Source organism: uncultured Sphingobacterium sp. (genome assembly GCF_964277905.1).
Taxonomy (GTDB): domain Bacteria; phylum Bacteroidota; class Bacteroidia; order Sphingobacteriales; family Sphingobacteriaceae; genus Sphingobacterium; species Sphingobacterium siyangense.
The window spans coordinates 153,432-177,154 of sequence record NZ_CAXYKD010000043.1 but is presented as its reverse complement, the minus strand read 5'-3'; the positions used below and the strand labels follow the sequence as shown (position 1 = coordinate 177,154).

Genomic DNA, 23,723 nt, shown 5'->3' with positions numbered 1-23,723 from the left:
CTTTTACATATAATTATATACTGATGAAAAAAACAATTGCACTAATAGCCCACGACGGCAAAAAACCTGAAATGGTCGCATTTGTCAAAGACCACCAGGAATTATTGGAGCGCGCCAATATCATTGCCACAGGTACTACGGGCTCTTATGTCAGACAGACAGGCTTGCCTGTGGAATTGAAATTGAGCGGCCCCATGGGTGGTGATGCACAAATCGCAGCTTTGGCGGCCGAAAGAAAAGTTGATGGTATTATTTTCTTTCGCGATCCACTAGGAAAACATGCACATGAACCAGATATTCAGATGCTCATGCGTGTATGTGATCTTTATAATGTCCCTTTGGCAACAAACCCTGCAACAGGAAGCCTCATCATTGAAGGACTATTAGAAGACGTGGAATCATAATTTTAATCGCTTATGGACAATGAAGTAATCGTTTCAATAGGGAAAACACCCTATACAACTACAGTACAATACGGCAAACATCAAATAACGGTTGATGAACCCGAAGATGTAGGCGGTAAAGATCAGGGCATAAACCCTACTCCACTATTACTATCCTCTTTAGGGAGCTGCAAAGCCATTACAGTCAAAATGTATGCTGACCGCAAAAACTGGTCCCTGGAGGAAGTGCTGGTGCGTTTATCTTATGAGGTACAAACAAGTGAACAGCAGCAAACGACCTATATACAATGCTTTATTAGCTTTAAGGGAGATTTAGATGAGGTTCAAAAGCAGCGTTTGTTTAAAATAGCTGAAAAGTGTCCTGTTCATAAAATATTATCAAATCCTATTGTAATAACTTCAAATCATTTATAATGTTTCTTGGGATAACAGATAACACTATTTATATTTGTCCGCGCAAAAAAGACCTTTAATAGTCGATAGAATCGAATAGTAAAGGTTTACTTGTCCTGCAATATAGATATTTGTAATAAAAATAAAGCAAACGATGCAATTGGATCCGCAAATAGCAATAGACTCGCCTTTTAGATCGATCAAACGGGAAGATTGGAAAAATTTAAATGGGAAGGTATTGCACAATTTCAGTGTCGAAGACCTGGAAAATCTACATGCACTGAATGAACCTTTGACAAATCAGGAAATAGAAGAAGTCTACTTTCCCTTAAGTCATCTACTTGAGATTCATATTGATCGTTTCCAGAGCCTTCACCAGCGTACAAACCGGTTCTTTGGCAAAGAAGAGAGCAAACTGCCTTATATCATTGGTATAGCTGGGTCGGTCGCTGTCGGAAAAAGTACTACTGCCCGGGTTTTGCAGCGTGTCCTAAGTTTACTCCCATCCAAACCGAAGGTTGATTTGGTGACCACAGACGGTTTTCTATACCCCAACCAACAGCTTATCGAACGTGGTATTCTAAACCGAAAAGGCTTTCCTGAAAGCTATGATGCCAAAAGATTGATTCATTTCCTTTCAGCAGTGAAATCAGGGGCTCCAAAAATTGCGGTACCAGTATACAGCCACTTGGTCTATGACGTCTTACCAGACGAACAACAACAAGTGATTGAACAACCCGACATCCTCATTGTAGAAGGGATAAATGTATTACAAGTCAATTCCCAACGACCACGAAAGGGACATAGCGTATTCGTTTCCGACTTTTTTGATTATTCAATCTATGTACATGCCAGCGAGAAAAATCTTATTGAATGGTATACCAATCGATTTGAATCACTGCGTGCTACGGCATTTCAAAATCCGGCTTCATTTTTCCATAAATATGCAAATATGACAGCTGATGAAAGCCATGCCATGGCTGTGAATATCTGGAACGAAATTAATAAACCCAATCTACTTAAAAACATTTTGCCGACTAGATATCGCGCGGATCTCATTTTAGAAAAAGGAAGCCACCACTTTGTTAAAAATGTCAAAGTAAGAAAGATTTAACCCTGCATTCTTGTAAACTGGAGGATTTCATTTAATATGTTGCTCTGGACCTGCTGATGTATTTTGTTGCTGGACGAGATTGTACTAACCTCAACTTTATACTTGATATAGTCTTTAGCCATATCAGCGACCTTAATTGTAAAGCCTTGGGAATGATCTAAATTTGGGTTTTTCTGAAATAATGGACTTAAATACTGTTCCAATTCCGCCACTGCAAATGAGCGATCAATCGGTAATTCAAACTTTACAACAATTTTATTTGACTTTTGAGAAGTCTTATTGACCAAAGTCGCTGTAAATACCAAATTATTGGGAATCATCACAGCATCATCATCTTCATCGCGCACAACCAGATTGGCCAATGTGATATCAACAATTTTCCCCTGATATTCACCTATTTTTATGCGATCTCCTACGGAAAATTGATCCGAAAACATAATAATCAAACCGGATATCATATTCGTGATATATTCTCTAAAAATTACCGCAATTGCCATTGCGACAATTGTCATGCTGGTGATAAAATCTTTTGGATTAATACCAACCGCTATCATTAGGCTGACTATAATAAAAAAAACATTACCTACTGTAGCTACACGTGTAATTCCGAGCACAAAATTACCCCGGACAACCTGCTGTTCATTTCGACTGTTGTATAGTTTTACAAGGATAAAATGACCGATTGAGATCAGGACACTAGCTGTTAGAAAAGTATTTAAGCCGTAAGCCATATTCCGGATGACCTCCCGCTGCATATAAAAGGTTTCAAATTGAACAAATGATGCCGTTAACGCAATCAGCAGTATAATTCGTACAATAAAAGAAATTGAAATTGGTTTTGTCATTTTTTACACAAGCTTAAGTTGTCTGTCTAGTCAAATTTTAATGTTCTCCCATTCGCTATGCACGATAGTTCATGTAAAACGGCCACAAACAGGCTTGCTAAACTAAACAATTTTACTTTACGTAAAAAGCATTATCAGGAAATAGCTATCTTTGCCTAAAGACATTACATGCTATTAAATGAAGGAATCGAACGTGCAGACTGAACTTAACGTAAGCGGAATGCATTGTGCAAATTGTGCTATTTCAATCCACAAATACCTAGAAAACAACGGCGCTAAGGATATCTACGTCGATTTCGCCTCAGATGAAGTGAAATTTTCAAAGATCCCCCTGGAACAAATACCTGTGCTGGTCAAAGGTATCGAGTCTTTGGGTTACAAAGTTATTTCGGGTAAGGATAAGAAGCCTAGCTTTTGGAAATCTATTGATTTTAAGTTCCTTTGCTGCCTCATCTTCACCATACCCCTGTGGAGCCACATGTTTACAGACTTGCCCATTCTGCATGATCCCTATATCCAACTTGCGCTATGTGTCCCAGTTTATATCATTGGTTTTTCCTATTTTGGAATCAGCGCATTCCGTTCCATCTGGAACAAAATGCCCAATATGGATGTACTCATCTTTGTTGGATCTACAGCTGCTTTTAGCTATAGCCTCATTGGAACATATTATAATTTAGGGCATGATTACCAGTTCTACGAAACATGCGCAACAATTATAACATTGGTATTTCTGGGGAATGTCCTCGAAAAAAGAGCCGTTACCAAAACCACATCAGCAATCAAAGAGTTAGTTAAATATCAGGATATACCTGCTATTAAAATTGAAGACGACCAAGAAGTAGAGATATTAGCCCGAGACATTAAATCAGGTGATATTTTAAAGGTAAATTCCGGAAATCAGATACCTGCTGATGGCGATATTTTGGAAGGACAGGCTTGGGTGGACGAATCTATGCTAACCGGAGAAAGTCTACCTATTGAAAAACTCAAATATGATGCTGTCATTGGTGGGACGTTACTAACTGAAGGAAATATCAGAATCGTGGCGACCAAAGTTGGGTCTAAAAGTGTACTGTATCAAATTATTCAATTAATTAAAGATGCGCAAAGTAAAAAGCCACCTATTCAAAAATTCGGTGATAAAGTAGCCGCTTATTTCGTCCCAATCGTCGTTACGATATCATTCTTCACTTTTTTTATTACTTACTTTATTGCACAATTACCGCTCCAACAATCCCTCATGAATGCGATAGCTACACTTGTTGTATCTTGTCCATGCGCCATGGGGCTAGCAACGCCTACAGCTGTCATGGTTGGTCTGGGAAGAGCTGCAAAAAAAGGAATACTGATCAAAGGCGGAAGCACCATTGAGGAGATGTCCGATCTCAAACAGATGGTATTTGACAAAACGGGCACCTTAACAACTGGCGATTTTAATATCAAAGCGATTCAGACCTTTGGTATTGAACAATCGCAAGTCGAATCGATCATAGCACAATTGGAGAGTTATTCGAGTCATCCGATTGCCAAGTCGATCCGAAAACAACTCAAGGAGATAAAATCTTACCGCATTATCTTTAAGGAAGTCAATGAAATAAAAGGGAAAGGGATATTTGCTACAGACACAAATGGTAATAACTATTCCATTTGCAATGCAAAACTTGGTGAAAAGGATTACTCCAATCGCTATGATCTTGCCTTAACAATCAATGGCGTTGTAATTGCTGGAATTGTATTGGAAGATCAGATTAAGCCTTATGCAAAGGAACTCATCCAATACCTCAAAGATAAAGGGATACGCCCTATTCTTTTGAGTGGGGATCGACAAAGTAAATGTGAACGCACAGCACAAAAGCTTGGTATTGCTGATGTATACTGGGATAAGTCGCCAGAAGAAAAACTAGAAATATTGTTCAAGCTCAAAAAGAATGGCCCTACTGCAATGGTTGGTGACGGTATCAATGACGCTCCGGCATTAGCTGCTGCCGATGTTGGCATCTCGCTCGGTGATTCGACACATATTGCTATTCAATCGGCAAAGGTGGTTTTATTAAACAATGATCTCAAATCCATTGAAAAGCTGCTAAAGATTGGTCACCATACCCTATTGACAATAAAACAAAATCTATTTTGGGCCTTCGCTTACAATATTGTGGCCATACCGCTTGCCGCTGTGGGCTTTCTCGGACCTATGCTTGCAGCCTTAAGCATGGCCTTTTCAGACTTAATTGTCATAGGCAATTCGATTCGGCTCCGCTTTAAAAAAATCAAATAAAAACGATACCCCATAAGTACCAAGACAATCCATAAAAGATTGTCTTTTTTGTGTATATTAGGGCTTAAATCATTCGCTTTTGAGGTTAAATTTTTGTAACTTCGCATGCGTAGCAAGCCAGTTTACAGGGCTTGCTTACTAGTTTTATTGAAACCAAATTCATATGGCTGAAGAAACAGAAAACGACAACAATCTTGTTCCGGCAAACGACCGGATTATCCCAATCAACATCGAGGATCAGATGAAGTCTGCCTACATTGACTATTCCATGTCTGTCATTGTATCAAGAGCACTTCCTGATGCCCGTGATGGCATGAAACCAGTACACAGACGTGTTCTTTATGGCATGCTGGACTTAGGGGTTACCAGTGGCAAGCCTTACAAAAAGTCTGCCCGTATCGTCGGTGACGTATTAGGTAAGTATCACCCACATGGTGATTCGTCCGTTTATGACACCATGGTTCGTATGGCTCAAGATTGGAGTTTACGCTACCCTTTGGTAGATGGTCAAGGTAACTACGGTTCCATTGATGGCGATCCACCTGCGGCGATGCGTTACACTGAGGCAAGATTAAAGAAAATTGCCGAGGAAATGCTATCCGATATCAACAAAGATACTGTTGATTTCCAAAATAACTTTGACGATTCCTTACAAGAACCAACAGTCCTTCCTACGCGTATCCCAAACCTCTTGGTAAATGGAGCTTCGGGTATTGCTGTAGGTATGGCTACAAATATGGCTCCGCATAACCTATCTGAGGTTATCGATGGTACAATTGCTTTTATTGATAATCGTGATATTGAGGTTCCAGAATTGATGCAGCACATCAAAGGCCCAGACTTCCCTACAGGTGCATTGATCTACGGCTATGCCGGGGTTCAAGATGCTTGTAATACAGGACGCGGTCGTATTGTCATGCGTGCAAAAGCTGAAATAGAGGCAACCAAGTCTGGAAGAGAGCAGATTATTGTTACCGAAATTCCCTATCAGGTGAACAAGGCGAATATGATCGAGCGTACAGCCGAACTGGTTAATGAGAAGAAACTAGAAGGTATCTCTGCCATCCGTGATGAATCTGACCGTACGGGTATGCGTATTGTGTACGACATCAAACGTGATGCAAATGCAAATGTTGTTTTAAACAATTTGTTTAAATACACAGCGCTACAAACTTCATTTTCAGTAAACAACATTGCTTTAGTTAAAGGAAGACCAATGCTGTTGAATCTGAAAGATATGATTCATGAGTTTGTGGAGCATAGACATGATGTAATCGTTAGACGTACACGCTATGAACTGGCAGAAGCTGAAAAACGTGCTCATATTCTAGAAGGGTATTTAATTGCCTTAGATCATTTGGATGAAGTCATCAAATTGATCCGTAACTCGGATACACCAGAAGATGCACGCGTTGGATTAATTGAGAAATTTGGCCTGTCCGACCTTCAGGCTCGCGCGATCCTCGATATGACATTACGTCGTCTAACAGGACTGGAACGTGATAAAATCAAAGAGGAATATGCTGAATTGATGAAAACAATTGACTATTTGAAATCGATATTGGAAGACGAAGAGCTTCGTATGAAAATTATCAAAGACGAGTTAATTGAAATCAAGGAAAAATACGGTGACGAACGTCGATCTCAGATTGTACACTCTGCTGAAGATATGCGTATGGAAGATTTTATTGATGATGAAGAAATCGTTATCACAATCTCCCACAATAGTTACGTAAAACGTACACCATTATCCGAATACAAACGCCAAGGCCGCGGTGGTCGTGGATCAATTGGCACAAACACACGCGAAGAAGATTTTACCGAGCATATCATCACGGCCTCAGCACATAATTATATGTTGCTATTTACAGAGGCAGGTCGCTGTTTCTGGTTGCGTGCATTTGAGATTCCTGAAGGAAGCCGTACTTCTAGAGGTCGAGCACTTCAAAATATCATCAATGTTCCAAAAGAAGAAAAAATCAAGGCCTTCATCCTGGTGAAGAACTTGAAAGACCAAGAATATTTGGAAAACAACTTCATTATTATGTGTACCAAAAAAGGTACGATTAAGAAGACGTCTTTGGAAGCCTATTCTCGTCCAAGAGCAAACGGCATCAATGCCATCAATATTAATGAAGGCGATCAATTAATTGAAGCTTGTTTGACTACTGGGAGCAGTGAAATTGTCATGGCTCTCCGTTCTGGTCGAGCAATTCGTTTCAATGAATCTACAGTTCGTCCAATGGGCAGAACGGCAACAGGTGTACGTGGTATCACCTTGGGAGCTGAAAGTGATGAAGTGATTGGCATGATTAGTGTGAATGATTCGGAAACTACCGTGTTGGTCGTTTCTGAAAAAGGATACGGAAAACGGACAGATATCGAGGATTATCGCGTAACGAATCGTGGTGGTAAAGGTGTGAAAACAATCAACGTTACAGATAAAACAGGCGAACTCGTTGCGATAAAAGGCGTTACAGACAACGAAGATTTAATGATCATCAACAAGTCTGGTATTGTTATCCGTATTGCTGTGGAAGAATTAAGAGTAATGGGACGTGCAACACAAGGTGTAAGACTCATTAATTTAAAAGATAACGACGAGATCGCTTCTATTACGAAAGTCGATCGTGAAGAAGAATCTGAAGAAGAGTCTGAACTGACCGAAGAGTCAACGGAAAATGGCGATTCAACTTCTGAAGAAAACACGGACTCAAACGAAGAATAAATAGTCTAATGAAAAACTTACTGATATCATTGTTAATATCTGCAAGTAGTTTAACTGTTGTTGCCCAATCCAATCTGAAAGAGGGCAGCAACAGTTTTGCTTTATATACCAAAACTGGCGAATTTAAAAATCTTGAAAATGCGCGAAAGTTTGCAGACGCCGCCTTCCAATCGAAGAAAGATTCTGCTTCTGTCAACAATAACCTTTTAAGAGCATTGGTATATAGCTCCTTGGCAGTTGCAGATTCAACAAGGAAGCAGCCATATAAAATGGATCCTATCGACGTATCCATCAAATCACTTAAGCTTCTGGATCAAAAAAAAGCACGTCGAAACTTTCCTGCAGAGATGGACTATATTCGTCAAAATCTTGCTGGAGCCATCTCCTATCAGGGAGCTTTGGCTTTAAAAGATGGCAAGTTTGACAAAGCGTATAAAGCTTACCTTCGAATAGATTCACTTGGCTTCAAAAATAATGATCTCAAATATAATCTGGCCGTACTCTCCGGCAAGAATAAAGATTATATGAATTCGATCAAATATTATGACGAACTCATTAAAAGTGAACATCCAAAACCTAATTACTTTCTTGAATTGGCACAGATTTATTCGCTCGGAGGTACTAAACAGGATGTCTTGAACGTTCTTGAAAAAGGACATGCTATATTTCCTGAAAATAAACAGATACTTTTTAGATTAATTGATGTGTATTCAGCCAATAATTCTTATGACGCTATCTTAAATGTCATTGCTGATGCCATTCGTTTAGAACCTGAAAATGTCGAACTGAACTATATTGCGGGCTATTCTTATGAAAACGCCAATGATATAAAACGAGCGAAAGAGTATTATAATAATGTATTGCGGTTGGATCCGAATAATTATGAATCTAATCTTGCATTAGGACTAATTAATCTGGAGACTTTATTAAAGGAACCTTCCAACCAAGATATACAAGAATTGACCATCGAATATCTGTTGAAGGCAAATGAGATTAAGCCTTATGATGTCAATGCGCTTAAAGCTTTGGCTAAATATTATAAGCTTATTGATGACGCATCACAATTAGACAGAGTGAATTTATTATTGAATCAATTAACAGTTAAATAGATATGAATTTAAAATCTCTATTATTATTAGCAGCAATAGGTACTGTATCTACCTCAGTTTCTTTTGCGCAGACGGGTAATGTTAAAAAGGCGAAGTCAGCCCTAGCGAAATTCCAAGAATTGAAAGACGCTGGTACAGTTCAATTGGGTATCTCCAATTTGAAATCGGCAAAAGAAGCTATTGACGCAGCTGTTGTCAATGACAAAACAAAAGATAATGCTGAGGCATGGACGGTATACGCATTGGTAAATGCAAACCTATCAACAATAGATAAGTCATCTGAATTAGCGAAATTGGCTGAGGACGGAATTGCTAGAGCAAAACAGCTCGATACAGACGGTGCAAATAAAGCGAATATTACTGTTGCAGAACAAATTCTGGGACAATATAATTTCAATTTGGGTGCAGAAGCCTATCAAGCACAAAAATATGCTGAGTCTTATAGCTCCTTTACAAAAGCATTGACATATCTTCCTGGAGATACATTAGTTACTTATTACAGTGGCGTTGCAGCACTATCAAACAAAGATTATAAGAATGCTGTGGAACGTTATAAAGAACTAATTCCAAGAAAAGATTTCTCTTCGCATAAAACGATTATGGTCGATTTACCTAAATTGTACCTCTCTATGCAAGATACGACTTCAGCACTTGAATATGCAAAAAAAGCAGCTGAAGCTTATCCAGATGACAATGCAGCAATGACTCAAAACATCGAATTGAATTTGATTACAGGTCACGAAAAAGAAACAATTGATGCCATTACAGCACAATTAGCAAAAGATCCGAACAATAAAAGCTTAAATTATTACTTAGGTATTGCCCAATCTTCAGCAAAAAATGAGGATGCAGCAGTTGCAGCATACAAAAAGGCTTTGGAAATCGACCCTAACTTTTTTGAAGCAAATACAAATTTGGCGATCACGTTGATGAACAAAACACGTGAAAAATTAAATGTTGTTAATAATAACAGAAAATTGACGCAGGCCCAATATGATGCAGAATTAAATAAGATTAAAGCAGAATTAAAGCCAGTGCTTCCGTACTTGGAGAAAGCAGTTTCTTTGCAGCCCAAAAATGTAGATGCTTTAACGAATTTAAAGAACTACTATATTTTTATGCAAGACGAAGCTAAAACTGCAGAAATCAATGCTAAGATCAAAGAAGTAGAATAAAAAAATAAACTTTCAAAAAAAGCCCGCATCTTGTTATGCGGGCTTTTTTTTTGAAAGTCTTTTTTGTGTTAAGCTAAAATGGCAATCAACTCAATCTGAAATATCAACGTACATTCCCCTCCTTTTCGAGGTAACAATTCTTCCTTTCCATAAGCCAGCTTTGGTGGAAGACACACCTCCCAGATTGACCCAACAGGCATCATTGAAATCGCTTCTTGCCAACCGACTATGAGTTCATTGATATAAAACGTTTCGGGGCGCTTCCGTTTGTACGAACTGTCGAATACGGTTCCGTCTAAAAGCTCGCCTTTATAATGACAGATAACTTTCGCGGACTTTTTGGGAATCTGCCCCGCCCCCGTTGTTAATACCTTATAGTGCAAACCCGATGCACATACAACAGCTCCTTCCTGCTGTGCATACTTTTCCAAAAATACCTTTCCAGCCTCTAGATTCTTTTCCGCAAGCGCTGCTGAACTTAACTTATTTTTCTTTCTCTGAACCAAAACTCAATTGATTAAAATTCAATATTGCTAATTATTTATGATATCCTCAAAATAACAGCTTTTTCTCCTTTTTACGAAAAAAGACCGAGTTTTTGTTCAGTACTGTACCTTTATCAGCGTAGCTTTGCATCTAAGGTTTTCTCGAAGCTGAACGCCTTACTCACAGGACAGTTTTCCTTCGCTTTATGCGCTATTGTTTGAAACTCAGCTTCGGTAATCGTTGGAACCTTTCCTTTCAACTCCAGTTCAGATCGCACTATTGAACCGTTTTCGAATACAATTGTTGACACTGTCGTTAATTCCTCGGGAACAAAACCAGACTCAGAAAGATAAGCGCTCAATTGCATGGTGAAACATCCAGCGTGCGCTGCTGCCAATAATTCTTCGGGATTTGTCCCAATACCATTTTCAAAACGTGTCGAAAATGAATATTGCGTATGATCCAACGCTGTACTGTCTGTAGTCAGACTACCTTTTCCTTCTTTCAGATTGCCATTCCATTGGGCTGTTGCTTTTCTTCTCATGTTTTCTACAATCAATTATTTAATTTTTCCTATGTCAATTTCTCCTATCGCGTTTCTAACTTTTCAGGTATCTTTTATAGAACAAAGAGTCGATCAAAAAGTTGTACACTATTGAATAAATTAATGTCGCATTTTAGACAGTGCTTACGTTAACAGTTGTATTAAAACTAAACTCATGAATAAACTATTGTACCTTTTTATCTTTGTAATTGCGTTCACTTCATGTAAAACTCGTCAAGTCAAAGAACAGGCTTTAATACAAGACTGTCCTGAAGAGAAGATTGTCAATAAAATCCCCGGCCCTCCAGTAAAGGGTGAATCTGAAAAAGTTTACTATATCTATCAAGGCAAAAGAATTTCACCAAAACAATTTGATCAAGAATGGCTCGAGAAAAATTGTGATATTAAAGAGACAGTTGTTTATTGATTTTATTTCTAAAAACAAGCATAAAGACGTAATTTCGCCTAAAATTTTTTATAATGACAATTTCTCTTCGGGAGGTCAATCAAAAGATTTTAGGCTATGTCTCTTTAACTTTCCTTGGTTATTTCACAATCGGCCTATCGCTTGCAACCCTTCCCATCTTTATTCATCAAACTTTAGGATTTAATACAATTATTGCGGGATTGGTCATTAGTGTTCAGTATGTTGCTACATTCTTAATCCGCAGTTATGCAGGAAAAATTGTGGACACCAAGGGTCCCAAGATTTCAGTTTTGCGCAGCATGTTATTTTTTGCATTATCTGGACTCCTTCTGCTCCTTGTTTTCTTATTTAAATCACAGCCTTTTATCAGTTTAGGGCTTCTGCTCATTACCCGTTTGTTTACTGGAATTGGAGAGGGTCTGGTGGGTGCGAGCCCTATAAATTGGGCGTTAATGGAACTCGGCGATGAACATGCTGCAAAAGCAATTTCTTTCAACGGAATAGCCAGCTATGGTGCATTGGCTATTGGCGCACCCCTAGGTGTTTTGCTGGTGGATCATATCAATTACGAAGCTTTGGCTCTACTTACCAGTGCGGTTGGCCTCCTTGCTTATTTTTATTGTCGCGCTAAAACGCCCTACCAAGTGGCACGAAAAAAGGCTGAAAAAGTGAGTTTTAAACGCGTATTGCTTTTAGTAGCACCCTTTGGAATCTGTCTTGCTCTAGGAGGTCTAGGCTTTGGCAGTATCTCCACATTTATGACGCTTTACTATGAACATTTCAATTGGCAAAATGGTGCAGCTTGCTTAACTATATTTGGCGTATTCTTCATTTTAACAAGGCTTATTTTCAATAAGGTTATTGACCAATATGGCGGACTTAAAGTTGCTTTAGTGAGTCTTTTCGTTGAAACATTAGGTCTCATGGTTATCGCGGTGGCTATTGATCCATTATGGACCCTATTGGGCGCAGCATTAACGGGTTTTGGCTTCTCATTGGTATTTCCAGCACTTGGTGTCGAAGCCATTAAGCGGGTAGATCAAAGTCAACAAGGCTCTGCTCTGGCTGCTTACGGGCTATTTATAGACATTTCACTAGGCATCACAGGCCCTTTAATTGGCTTTGTGGCCAATAATATGGGTATGACAGCGATATACCCATTTAGTACCATTATGGTCTCTATTGGTTTTGCCGTTGTTGGAAACCTACTCTATCAAAAACGGCGGGAGCTGACACCATAGTCTCCTAAACATATAAACATAGCATCAAAGATATACCTACAAAAAGAGCGGAGAATGTTTAAACACATTCTCCGCTCTTTTTGTAGGTATATCCGTTAAAATTAACCTTCAATACTAGGTACACCAACAACTTCATTGGTATCAGCGTTGTAATCGATACCGTCGAAATTGAAACCGAACAAATTGAAAAACTCGTTACGATAACCTTCAATGTCTGAAATTTCGGCTAAATTTTCAGTTGTTGCTTTCTCCCATAATGCTGCAACTTCAGCCTGAACATCTTCACGCATTTCTAAGTCATCAACACGGATACGACCTTTGTCATCAAGCAATACCTTTCCGTCAGCGGTATAAAGTCGCTCAGCAAACAAACGTTGCATTTGTTCAATTGTACCTTCGTGAATACCTTTTTCCTTCATGACTTTATACAATAAAGAAATGTATAAAGGAACAACTGGAATAGCTGAACTTGATTGCGTAACCAAGGCTTTATTCACCGATACATAAGATACACCATTAATATCGCTCAAAATCGCGTTTATTGCAGGCACTGTTCCTTCTAAATCATCCTTTGCACGACCAATCGTACCATTACGGTAAATTGGATAAGTAAGTTCAGGACCTATGTAAGAATAGGCAACTGTTTTTGCTCCTTCAGCTAACACACCAGCAGCTTTAAGATCTTCGATCCAAAACTTCCAGTCTTCTCCACCCATAACAGCTACAGTATTCGCAATATCTTCTTCATTTTCAACTGGCTGAATGGTAATGTCTGAAATTACACCCGTATGAAAATCTACCGTTTTGTTGGTAAAAGGTTCTTGTATCGGTTTCAAAACAGAAGCGTGTGCCACGCCAGTTTTTGGATGCGTACGACGTGGTGATGCCAAACTATAAACCACTAAATCAACCTGTCCTAGATCCTTTTTAATAAGTTCAATAGTCTGTTTTTTCACTTCGTCCGAAAACGCATCGCCATTGATACTTTTGGCATATAATCCCGCCTCATGGGCTTCTTTCTCAAAAGCTGCCGAATTGTACCATCCAGCAGTTCCTGGCTTGCCTTCTGCCGCAGGTTTTTCAAAAAATACACCGATTGTAGCAGCTCCAGAACCAAATGCTGCAGAAATCCGAGATGCAATACCAAATCCAGTAGAAGCACCGATTACCAATACTTTCTTTGGACCATTCGCGATCTCACCTTTGGATTTCACGTATTCAATTTGATTTTTAATGTTTTGCGCAGCCCCTTGTGGATGCGAGGTTAAACAAATAAAACCTCTAGTTCTTGGTTGTATAATCATCTTGATTAATTTTCTTACTACTTGTTTTATTGATTAGGCAAAATAAGGAATTTTAAATGAGAAAATCGCGATAAAAATCAATTAGTTTTTGTTTCATTTCCATTTGAACGGACATTTGCTTACTTTCACAAAGTTAAGTATACATCGCACTCCTTTTATTTATGCCAATCCAATTTACAATAAAAAAAAATAAAAAAAATGCACTTTTTTTAGGAACGCTAGCTGCATTATTTTTTGCCAGCACCTTTGTTCTAAACCGAATTATGGCAGTCTCCGGAGGAAGTTGGCAATGGACAGCCTCTTTACGTTTTATTTGGATGCTTCCAATCTTACTTATCATTGTTGCTATAAGAGGAAACCTCATCGATTTACTCAAAGAAATCAAATCCAACCTTTTGCAATGGCTTCTTTGGAGTACGATCGGATTCGGGCTATTCTATGCAACACTTACCTATGGCGCAAATTATGGCCCATCTTGGCTCGTAGCTAGCACCTTCGAATTCACCATTATAGCCGGCATGTTTATTGGTCCGCTACTTGATAAAAAAGGGCAACGAAAAAGCATTTCAAAAGCTTCACTCCTCTTCTCCATCCTTATTTTTTTAGGTATTCTTTTGATGCAAATTTCAGAAGCTCAGTCAACTTCCTTAAATACAATGCTATTGGGGACCATCCCAGTGTTGATCGGCGCTATTGCCTATCCCTTAGGTAACCGTAAAATGATGAAAATATCGAACAATAGATTGGATGCTTTTCAACGTACACTCGGTATGACACTCTGTAGTATGCCATTTTGGATTATCCTGAGCCTATTTGGCTATTTAGATAATGGTCTGCCTACTGATAGTCAACTTTTCCAAACCTTTTTAGTAGCCATCTGCTCGGGAGTAATTGCCACACTTTTATTTTTCTCAGCTACCGATTTCGTTCATCAGGACCATAAAGCATTGGCAGCTGTAGAGGCAACACAGGCCATGGAAGTCATTTTTACGTTGGTTGGCGAAATTCTTATCCTGCAGGCGGCGCTTCCGAATGTATATTCCTGTATTGGTATTGTCATGGTGGTCATTGGCATGATTCTACATAGTCGCACAAGTTAATAATACCCTCACCTTTCATCTGCATGTAATGTTCGGCTTATTTTATTCAGGTTTAAACTATTGGCCATTGCTGAGAAAATATCATAATAAGTTCCTTTATGTGCGTATAGATCTTCATGCTGCCCTTTCTCCACCACCATTCCCTTTTCCATAACCACAATGGCATTGGAATCGATGATCTGAGAGATACTATGGGAAACGATAATTACTGTACGGTCTTTCTTTATGGCATCCAAACTATTTTTAATCTGTTCGGTCGCGATGGCGTCCAAATTAGCCGTAGGCTCGTCGAGAAAAATAATCGGTGGATTTTTTAAAAATAAACGGGCTATGGCGATCCGCTGCTGTTGGCCCCCTGATAGTGACTGCGCATCTGAATCGTAACCTTTGGGCAGATCCATAATCTGCTCATGAATATAGGCTTTCTTGGCTGCTTCAATAATTTCTTCCCTAGAACTTCCCATCTTACCATACTCGATATTTTCAAAGATAGTCCCTTTAAAAATATGATTACGCTGCAATACCATACCGATATGCCGACGGAGAAACGCTGTATCATACTTTGCCAGATCTACCCCATCCAAAAAAATTTGGCCGCTGCTAGGTTCATAAAATTTATCCAATAAGTTGATAATCGTGCTTTTTCCGGCCCCACTCAGCCCCACTAAAGCTGTGATTTCATTCGGCTTGATCTCAAAATTCACGTCCTTTAAAGCAACGGTTCCATTTGGATATTCAAAAAATACATTCCGTAACGCCAAATGTCCTTGAATATGTGCTGGCTTATAATCACCCTTTGATTCAATATGCTCGTCAGATTCCAAAATTTCGAAGAAAGATTCTGAATAGATCAGGGCATCGTTTACCTCATCATAAATACGGTGCAGCTGACGTATCGGCGCCGATACGTTATTAAATAACATGATATGAAACATAATCGCACCAATAGTAATTTGGCTAGAGAGAACAAGATAAGCTGTTAAAACGATGATAATGACGACTGCAATCTGTTCGACAAAATTTTTAATGCTATCATAAAGAAAACTCGTTTTTCGAGTTTCCATTTGATTCTCCGTCATTTCAAATTGGATCTTTTCATGACGTTTAGCTTCTTCTGGCTCCCGAACGAATGATTTAATTACTAAAATTGAATCGATCAAACTAATGATCCGGTTATTTTTCGACTCCCTGTAATTGCGCATCTGCCGCCTAAAGCCTGTCAACTTGGAGGCTTGAGTCTGACTAATATAAAGGTACAAAGGAATAACAGCCACTCCCACCAGCCCTACATATACATTAGCATAGAACATACAGATTAATGCTATGATTGCATTTGCAAACAAAGGCAGAATATCAATAAAGAAATTTTGGACCAAACGTGTCAACGAGCTAATACCGGCATCTATTCGGGTAGCCAATTTTCCACTTTCATTATCACTTGAGGTATAAAAGGCTAACTTATAGGTTAAAATGCGGTTTACAATGGATTGAGAGAAGTCCCGTGCGATATAAATTCGAAGTTTCTCTCCGTAAAATTTCTGACCAAACTGAACAAAAGCGTAGACAATTTCTTTAATTAACAAAATAATACTGATCATGCCTACTAGATACATGCCTTTTGATAAGGGTTCTTTGGCGACCATCAGATCATTAATCCGATCGACGGTATAACGTAAAATAAAAGCGTTTATTTGCGCAGCAAAAGACCCCACTACCGTTAATAGCAAGGTATAAATAATCAACTGACGATAAGGTTTGGCAAAGGGAACAATTTTTTTAAATAATTGCGGGATAGTCATTGAAATTGATTTTAATATAGAGGAAACAACTAATCTAGGGACATTGTTTAAATGAAAGCATAAAATCAATGTGATCGCAATGACGTACTACGACAAAAAAGGCGTATCGTTTCAGGATACGCCTTTTTAATAATTTATGGTAGCAGTAATATTAACCAAAAATTCGGTTTAATACTTTAGCTAGCCTTAAGCCACCTTTTAGCATACATTGTTCCATAATATCCTTGTTTTGATAAACATAGGAGTACGATAAATTGGCATTATTAGCTACGTCAGCGTAAATCTTTTCAGCCAATTGATTTGATTCATACAACCAGTTAGCGAGCTCTCCAGCCGCCAGCTTTTCATTCTCTTTTTTGTTATTCACATCCAAAACAGTTGCAAACTCGGTATAACTATACTTCTCATTGTCTACCAAATCACTATCCCAAACACGGTGAATATTTGATTTTTTTCCAAACCAGCTTACTTCAATCTTATTACCACCTTGATCCTCGGCACGGCTAACATGCATAGGTTGATGCGCATCGCCCAGAATATGGATCAAGAAATACAGGTTTTGCTTTTGTTGATCCATTGGAACAGTCTTATCTGCAAAAGACTTCTCAATACGGAGTGCTGTCTTATACAGATTCTCATCAGCTGAATTTTCTAAACCCAATTGAAAATCGGCCCAAGGTAAATTTGAGTTTAAATTTATAAAATGAGAATTCCCTAGTTTTTTAAATTCAGGATTGGGATCTGATTTGATAAAATCCCCCCAGTTGGCCCAATAGGCCAGCTTTTGCTGTCCAATAATTTTTCCAATATTCTTTTTGGCTTTTTTAGTCAAATGGCGTTCCGCAATTTCAGCCACGACACGATGTCCTGTTGTCCCCCACGCAAATACCGAAGAAAGTTGAAAACACAATGCCATTGCCAGCAAACCCTTGATCATTTTTTTCATTAGATTGTTGTTTTAAATGATGACGAAGCTCCTACCTGTTAGAAAAACGCCGTTCGCTCCCACAAACTGGAGTTGAAAAGCGGAATCAGACCTGTAATAACTCATCTTACTATACTGAATGTTAATTATTTGAAAATATCGAACGTATACTTAGCCAATGACCAAAACTCATCCAAAGCAATTATTCGAGGTTTAAAAAAAGAAATGAGCTCGGCCCAGTCATCCTCTTTAAAAACACTGTAACCGGTTAAGCTTGTATAGATCCGACAAATCGGCTTTCCATATTCGTCCATTCCGTCCATATCCCAAATCCACTCTTCTTCAAGAAGATCCTGCAACAATGCTTTAAACTGAAGAAATTGTTCTGCCATTAATGCCCTGAGCCCAGCATCAGGTTGGGACCACTGTATCGCAATAGTTGCCAGCTTCTTATCCGCATCCATTCTGAAGTATAAATGCTTAATACCTGTCCTGTAGTTAATCCAATTTGCCTTCTCCCCATCTGCCGATGCATGTAAAGCCATAAATTGTCCAAACTTCGTCCAGAATAACTGTTTCAATTGTTTTATCTCTTCCCTTGAATACACCGATACAAATTTTTAGTCAACAAAATTAGTAAAATAGCTCGGTATGTCTAAACCTTATTGGTATCAAAATTGTTGTTTTAACAATAAACATATTCGAAGATGAACATGGATAAGAAAAAATCACTGTTACTATTAACTGGCATAGCACTTGGGGCTGTGGCTTATAACGCCTTTAAACCTGTCGTCTCGCGACCTGATGTCGTGGATCCATTTGATTTGGATAAATATCTTGGAAAATGGTTTGAAATAGCCAGACTCGACTTCTATTGGGAAAAAGGCTTAAGTCAAGTTTCCGCAGAATATAGCAAAAATAAAAATGGCACAATACGTGTCAATAACCAAGGGTACTCCGAAGACAAAGAACGCTGGAAACAGTCTATCGGAAAAGCCAAATTTGTCAACAGCCCCAATGAAGGCGCACTTAAAGTATCGTTCTTTGGTCCTTTCTACAGTGGATATAATATTGTAAAAATAACGCCGGATTATAAATACGCACTCGTTTTTGGTGACAATCTAGACTATATGTGGATTTTGGGCCGTGAGACAGAGATTCCAGATAAAATCAGAAATGAATTTTTAACCTATGCCTTGCAATGTGGCTATGAAACCGGCGATCTTGTATGGACCAAACATTAGTCGAAGATCGGAGCTAATAGCGGGTAGTTTAACGTCTTGTCCTGTGTGAGTACATCAGCTATTTCCTCAATATCTTCCGGCGTGATTGCATTTCTGATACCTGCATTGTAGAGATTTACAAGAAATAGGGCACCAGCACGTTTTTCGTTGAGTGGCAAAATTGAACTCCCGACATAAAAATTTAATACAGATACTGCATAATCACCAAACACGTTAAAACCGAAATCACCATTTTTCTGTAGGCAATAACGCATCATTTTTTCAAAATCAGAACGCAAAGTATCTTTAATCTCAGTAGTCATGAAAATCTTTTTAGAGGCGCAGGTACTCGAAATAGCGCATAGCATCATACACTTCTCTCCTGGCAGGACAAAAATGCAAAAAATATCCCAAACAATGTACCGCTAAGCAGTAGATTGTTTGGGATAACGTATGCGTTATGCTGCGACTAGGTTACAATGCTTCTGCATGTTGAGAAACATCCAAACCAAGCTCCTCATCTGTCTCTTCGACGCGTAATGGAGCAATAAGATCGGTGATCTTCAATAACACAAGTGAACCAACGAAGGCAAAAAATGACACGGCAAATAGTGCGACCATATGGACAAAAAACAACTTCGTTTCGCCAAAAAATAAACCATTGTCCACAACAACAGGATTAATGTTATGATGGGCAAACACACCGGTAAGTACCATACCAACCATGCCACCTACCCCATGACAAGGGAATACATCCAAGGTGTCGTCGATACTTGTTTTACTTCTCAGATATACAACCAGATTACTAACCAACGCGCCAACCAAGCCAATGATCATCGCATGTGGAATACTGACAAAACCAGCTGCTGGTGTAATCGCAACCAAACCAACAACGGCACCGATACATGCTCCCATTGCTGAAGGTTTCTTTCCACGTATGATATCAACAAATATCCATGCCATGGCGGCCATTGCTGATGCTGTAGTCGTTGTCGCAAAAGCGTAAGCTGCCAAAGAATTTGCTCCACCAGCTGAACCTGCATTAAATCCAAACCAGCCAAACCACAAGAGTGCTGTACCTAATATCACGTAGCTTATGCGCGCCGGATTATGAATTTGCATTTTACGTCCTTTTAAATAAATCGCTGCTGCCAATGCTGCCCAACCTGCCGACATGTGCACAACTGTACCACCGGCAAAATCAAGAACACCAAATTTTGCTAATATACCTTCAGGGTGCCAAGTAGCATGTGCCAACGGCATATAAATAAAAATACTGAACAGAATAATGAATAGCATAAATGAATTAAAACGAATACGTTCCGCAAAAGCCCCAGTAATCAATGCTGGTGTGATAATTGCAAACTTTAATTGAAACATCGCAAACAAAACCAAAGGTATAGTGGGAAGCGCTCCCCAAGCGACATTCCCTAATGTACCTTTCATCATAAAAAATGTACGCGGATCACCGACAATACCACCGATATCATCGCCGAAAGCCAAACTGAAGCCAACAATGACCCAGAGGATTGTCATTAAACACATACATATAAAGCTTTGCATCATCGTTGAAATTACATTCTTCTTGCTAACCATACCGCCATAAAAAAAGGCAAGTCCAGGTGTCATAATCAACACCAATGCAGAAGAAGTTAACAACCAGGCCGTATCTCCCGTATCAAATTCTGCCTTGTTTAAATCAGACAAGTCGATGGACGGAAATACAAGTCCCAATACTCCCAAAAGAACTAGAACAATGAGTGGAATAATTTTTTTCATTTGTTTAAACTGATTAGTGTTTTCAATATATTAATAAAATTGTTAAAAAAATACAAGAACAAAACAAAAACCTACTTTCCCTTATAATTTTTTCAAATATAAACTCTTTTTGTTAAAAAAATACTATGTTATTTTATTTTTTATGATTTTTTTTACATAATTTCACAAAAAACAAACACAAAAACCATAATTACCAATTAATTTTTAAACAAAAACCAATACAAAACAGACAAAACAAAAGAATTAAGCCTTAAAAAATCAAACAAATCAAACTTAAACCAAAAAAAACATGAAAAAACTTCTAACAACCATCTTTTTATCACTATTTCTAATAAAAACAGCGATATCACAAGAAGAAACAAAAGAAAAAGGGATAGAAATATCCGGATCAGTGGATACCTATTGGAAATATGATTTTCAAAACAAACCTAACATCAACACCTATTTTACCGAAGACAACAACTCCGTCTCTATCGGGATGGTGGATTTGGCTGTAAAAAAGAAGTTTAAAAAAGCATCATTTGTCGGAGAATTATCTTTTGGCCCCAGAGGGCAATATCGATCCATTATGAATGGCGACGGCCAGGCTGGCGACGACAAAAACAGTTTTCATATCCAAAATCTATATGTAGGCTATGATCTAACCGAGAAACTCAATCTTACTGCAGGATTCATGGGAACATTTGTGGGTTTTGAAGTGATATCACCAACCTACAACTTCCATTATTCAACTTCCTATTTATTCGGCGCCGGCCCATTTCAAGACGCTGGTTTAAAAGCTACGTATAGTTTCTCAGATAAAGTGGCTTTAATGGTCGGAATATTTAACGACTGGAATGTCTATCAAGATATGAACGGAGTTTCCCATGTCGGCTCCCAACTAGCCTATACCCCCAATGATAAAAGCAGCTTTTATCTCAATTTCCTGACAGGATCCTCTGCTGGCGGTAAAACCAATTACAGCTCTGGAACCTTGGTCGATCTCGTTGCTAATTATGACTTCACCTCCAAATTTTTCCTTGGTTTAAATGCTACAAATTATAAAAAGAGAGATGGTGGGGGGTACTCTGGAGTAGCACTTTACCCAAGAATTCATTTTTCAGAACATTTCGGCCTAGGATTACGCGAAGAGTTTTTCCAAACGCATAAAGAGGAAGAAAATGGAATCCCTAGTTCCAATATCCTCGCAACCACCTTAACAGCAGAATATAATTACCATGGATTCAAATTTATTCCCGAAATCAGAATTGACAAAGGAAATACCGAACGATTCATCAAAAACGATCTAAGCCCAACCAAATCTGCAGGACAATTTCTGTTGGCCTGTGTCTACAGTTTCTAAACAACATTGCATTACACATAAAAAGAAAGAGCAGGTTCCAGTGGAATCTGCTCTTTTTTATTTTCGCAGCGGTCTAGTTATGCTGCACAGAGCAATTATCGAACACTTATCGAAACGTGCCGGTCCATAATACGATCAGATTCTGGCGCATCGGCCTTATACTTAGCAAACTGTGAGCCGTACCCCTCTGCGCCTATCACCTGTTTGGAAAGCTGCTCTTTACTCAGGTAATCCTTTACAGCCGTTGCCCGCTCAAGCGATAACTTTTTATTAAAATCCTCATTGCCCGTTTTGTCTGTATAGCCACCGATCTTGATATTAGCTGCAGGAAAAGCCTTTAATATCGCTGCAAGATTACTTAGTTGCACCTGACTTTCAGGCAGCACCTCGGCTGTACCTGTTTTGAAATTCAGGTTATCGAAATCAAACCAGGTATTTTTCAGAGAATCTTCACCCATCGATTTATAATCGGATTTTAAAAATTGGACCAAGTGATCCTCTATTCCGCCTTTAAAAGCAGCAAGTTTGACCCCGTTTGGTAGGATAACCTCCGTTTGCTCGCGCTCGACCATACTGGAACCCGTTTTCATAGTATCTGACTCTACCTTTGCATTGTTTACACTGGTGTCGGTAGCACCGTCTTGCTTGCTTCCACTACAGCCTTTTCCAAATAAAAACCAAAGCGCAGCCAATACGGCCAGGGCGATTAAAATCTTCCACCAACCGCCACCGGAACCGCTTCCAGAACCGGTTTCAGCGATTGCTGCCCTGGACTCTTCCGCTCTTGGCAATGACAAGGGCTCTTTATGTGCTTCCAGTTCATTTGCAGGATTAATGGATATTGACTTATGACTATCCACCTCCTTAGCAACATCAGCAGGAATTGCATGTTCAGTCGCGGATTCTGCCGGTGCAGAAAAATGCGCACCATCAAAAAGCTTCCCAAAGGCGCCTAAGCCTAACCCAGCTGGAACAGCAGCAGCAAAAGCGGTTTTATTTTCCTCCAAAACATGACCGATACGATCAAAATCCCAATTTTGGCCCTTATTTGTTAGACTGGAAAATATCGCGGGCAAAGAAAAATTCATTAATTTCCCAATGGAACTGCCATCATACCCCAAATAACCGGCAACAGTACTCAAAACAGTATCCAGACCGCCACCAAATATTGATCCCAATAAACCCTGAGCATTCTCGCCTTTCACAGCAGGATCCCCTGCGGGCTCATCTGCTTTGGTCACACTACCGAGAAGCTCGTGGAAATCAAAATTCGCAAAGTGCTGCTTAGCCCTTTCAAGTATCGCCGAAATCCCACTACCGGAATCGGAATGTTGGCTTAAACCTAAAAACAAGGCGGGAATTGTTACATTCAAACCCTGCTTTACCCCCTCTTTATCCTGATTTAAAACTTGCCCTATCTGAGCGACCGCCTCTTCGTCAAAAAAGTCCTTCGCCCCTTTTAAAAGCTGATTTTCCATAATCTTTGTTTATTTATAGTTTATATAAA

At 39.0% G+C, this 23,723-nt stretch carries 22 protein-coding genes; 12 read left to right on the top strand and 10 right to left on the bottom strand.

From position 1 onward, the window contains the following. Window positions 1-23: 23 nt before the first annotated feature. From ACHWSC_RS19235 to coaA, 3 genes are all read left to right on the top strand, one after another. A complete protein-coding gene (locus ACHWSC_RS19235; protein ID WP_046673562.1) occupies window positions 24-404 on the top strand; it encodes a methylglyoxal synthase in 381 nt (126 codons plus the stop codon). A gap of 12 nt (window positions 405-416) precedes the next feature. Next, window positions 417-818, top strand: a complete 402-nt coding sequence (locus ACHWSC_RS19230) for an OsmC family protein (RefSeq protein ID WP_394677830.1) — start codon at window positions 417-419, stop codon at window positions 816-818. Between the two features lie 133 nt (window positions 819-951). Continuing rightward, window positions 952-1,911, top strand: coding sequence for a type I pantothenate kinase (coaA, locus tag ACHWSC_RS19225; protein ID WP_120334297.1), 960 nt, complete (start codon window positions 952-954; stop codon window positions 1,909-1,911). Here the strand turns inward: coaA and ACHWSC_RS19220 are convergent. Beyond that, complete coding sequence (locus ACHWSC_RS19220) at window positions 1,908-2,756, bottom strand: mechanosensitive ion channel family protein (RefSeq protein WP_120334296.1); 849 nt, start codon at window positions 2,754-2,756, stop codon at window positions 1,908-1,910. The genes coaA and ACHWSC_RS19220 overlap by 4 nt on opposite strands. A gap of 178 nt (window positions 2,757-2,934) precedes the next feature. Between ACHWSC_RS19220 and ACHWSC_RS19215 the strand changes: the two genes are divergently transcribed. The 4 genes from ACHWSC_RS19215 (at window position 2,935) to ACHWSC_RS19200 (ending at window position 10,046) form a co-directional block, all read left to right on the top strand. Beyond that, window positions 2,935-5,034 carry a heavy metal translocating P-type ATPase gene (locus tag ACHWSC_RS19215; protein ID WP_394677829.1) on the top strand — a complete coding sequence of 700 codons (2,100 nt, stop codon included), beginning with the start codon at window positions 2,935-2,937 and terminating at the stop codon, window positions 5,032-5,034. A gap of 163 nt (window positions 5,035-5,197) precedes the next feature. Continuing rightward, the gene (gene gyrA, locus ACHWSC_RS19210; protein ID WP_394677828.1) at window positions 5,198-7,762 is read left to right on the top strand and encodes a DNA gyrase subunit A; all 2,565 of its coding nucleotides are present in this window, start codon (window positions 5,198-5,200) and stop codon (window positions 7,760-7,762) included. 8 nt (window positions 7,763-7,770) lie between these two features. Next, window positions 7,771-8,871: a lipopolysaccharide assembly protein LapB gene (locus ACHWSC_RS19205; protein ID WP_070568880.1), complete on the top strand. Its 1,101-nt coding sequence runs from the start codon at window positions 7,771-7,773 to the stop codon at window positions 8,869-8,871. A gap of 2 nt (window positions 8,872-8,873) precedes the next feature. Further along, window positions 8,874-10,046, top strand: coding sequence for a lipopolysaccharide assembly protein LapB (locus ACHWSC_RS19200; RefSeq protein ID WP_075992766.1), 1,173 nt, complete (start codon window positions 8,874-8,876; stop codon window positions 10,044-10,046). Between the two features lie 68 nt (window positions 10,047-10,114). Here the strand turns inward: ACHWSC_RS19200 and ACHWSC_RS19195 are convergent, their stop codons facing one another. Continuing rightward, window positions 10,115-10,552, bottom strand: coding sequence for an FKBP-type peptidyl-prolyl cis-trans isomerase (locus ACHWSC_RS19195; RefSeq protein WP_201668254.1), 438 nt, complete (start codon window positions 10,550-10,552; stop codon window positions 10,115-10,117). A 113-nt stretch (window positions 10,553-10,665) separates the two neighbouring features. After that, window positions 10,666-11,076 (bottom strand): OsmC family protein, encoded by a 411-nt coding sequence (locus ACHWSC_RS19190; RefSeq protein ID WP_145326812.1) that lies wholly within the window; start codon window positions 11,074-11,076, stop codon window positions 10,666-10,668. Window positions 11,077-11,251: 175 nt separating this feature from the next. On the opposite strand from ACHWSC_RS19190, the gene ACHWSC_RS19185 reads away from it, so the two are divergent. Then, window positions 11,252-11,503, top strand: a complete 252-nt coding sequence (locus ACHWSC_RS19185) for a hypothetical protein (RefSeq protein ID WP_088161696.1) — start codon at window positions 11,252-11,254, stop codon at window positions 11,501-11,503. Window positions 11,504-11,556: 53 nt separating this feature from the next. Beyond that, the gene (locus ACHWSC_RS19180; protein WP_394677827.1) at window positions 11,557-12,744 is read left to right on the top strand and encodes an MFS transporter; all 1,188 of its coding nucleotides are present in this window, start codon (window positions 11,557-11,559) and stop codon (window positions 12,742-12,744) included. A gap of 101 nt (window positions 12,745-12,845) precedes the next feature. Here the strand turns inward: ACHWSC_RS19180 and fabV are convergent, their stop codons facing one another. Further along, entirely contained in the window at window positions 12,846-14,048 is a 1,203-nt protein-coding gene (fabV, locus tag ACHWSC_RS19175) for an enoyl-ACP reductase FabV (RefSeq protein ID WP_088161698.1), read from the bottom strand. 161 nt (window positions 14,049-14,209) lie between these two features. Between fabV and ACHWSC_RS19170 the strand changes: the two genes are divergently transcribed. Beyond that, on the top strand, window positions 14,210-15,148 hold the full coding sequence (locus ACHWSC_RS19170) for a multidrug resistance efflux transporter family protein (RefSeq protein WP_394677826.1): 939 nt from the start codon (window positions 14,210-14,212) through the stop codon (window positions 15,146-15,148). An 8-nt stretch (window positions 15,149-15,156) separates the two neighbouring features. Here ACHWSC_RS19170 and ACHWSC_RS19165 read toward each other — a convergent pair whose 3' ends face one another. The 3 genes from ACHWSC_RS19165 to ACHWSC_RS19155 all read right to left on the bottom strand — a co-directional run bounded on the left by ACHWSC_RS19165 (window position 15,157) and on the right by ACHWSC_RS19155 (window position 18,480). Further along, entirely contained in the window at window positions 15,157-16,947 is a 1,791-nt protein-coding gene (locus ACHWSC_RS19165; protein ID WP_394677825.1) for an ABC transporter ATP-binding protein, read from the bottom strand. Window positions 16,948-17,098: 151 nt separating this feature from the next. After that, entirely contained in the window at window positions 17,099-17,893 is a 795-nt protein-coding gene (locus tag ACHWSC_RS19160) for a S1/P1 nuclease (RefSeq protein WP_394677824.1), read from the bottom strand. A 125-nt stretch (window positions 17,894-18,018) separates the two neighbouring features. Continuing rightward, window positions 18,019-18,480 carry a DUF4268 domain-containing protein gene (locus tag ACHWSC_RS19155; RefSeq protein WP_394677823.1) on the bottom strand — a complete coding sequence of 154 codons (462 nt, stop codon included), beginning with the start codon at window positions 18,478-18,480 and terminating at the stop codon, window positions 18,019-18,021. 99 nt (window positions 18,481-18,579) lie between these two features. Between ACHWSC_RS19155 and ACHWSC_RS19150 the strand changes: the two genes are divergently transcribed. Continuing rightward, entirely contained in the window at window positions 18,580-19,116 is a 537-nt protein-coding gene (locus tag ACHWSC_RS19150; RefSeq protein WP_240199576.1) for a lipocalin family protein, read from the top strand. Here the strand turns inward: ACHWSC_RS19150 and ACHWSC_RS19145 are convergent. Next, the gene (locus tag ACHWSC_RS19145) at window positions 19,113-19,418 is read right to left on the bottom strand and encodes a hypothetical protein (RefSeq protein ID WP_075994821.1); all 306 of its coding nucleotides are present in this window, start codon (window positions 19,416-19,418) and stop codon (window positions 19,113-19,115) included. The two genes, ACHWSC_RS19150 and ACHWSC_RS19145, sit on opposite strands and share 4 nt — an antisense overlap. A 151-nt stretch (window positions 19,419-19,569) precedes the next feature. Beyond that, window positions 19,570-20,874 carry an ammonium transporter gene (locus tag ACHWSC_RS19140; protein ID WP_075992776.1) on the bottom strand — a complete coding sequence of 435 codons (1,305 nt, stop codon included), beginning with the start codon at window positions 20,872-20,874 and terminating at the stop codon, window positions 19,570-19,572. A gap of 289 nt (window positions 20,875-21,163) precedes the next feature. Here ACHWSC_RS19140 and ACHWSC_RS19135 point away from each other — a divergent pair, with 289 nt between their 5' ends. Then, on the top strand, window positions 21,164-22,216 hold the full coding sequence (locus ACHWSC_RS19135) for an outer membrane beta-barrel protein (RefSeq protein WP_394677822.1): 1,053 nt from the start codon (window positions 21,164-21,166) through the stop codon (window positions 22,214-22,216). A gap of 95 nt (window positions 22,217-22,311) precedes the next feature. Here the strand turns inward: ACHWSC_RS19135 and ACHWSC_RS19130 are convergent, their stop codons facing one another. Beyond that, window positions 22,312-23,694 carry an OmpA family protein gene (locus ACHWSC_RS19130; RefSeq protein ID WP_394677821.1) on the bottom strand — a complete coding sequence of 461 codons (1,383 nt, stop codon included), beginning with the start codon at window positions 23,692-23,694 and terminating at the stop codon, window positions 22,312-22,314. Between the last annotated feature and the right edge of the window lie 29 nt (window positions 23,695-23,723).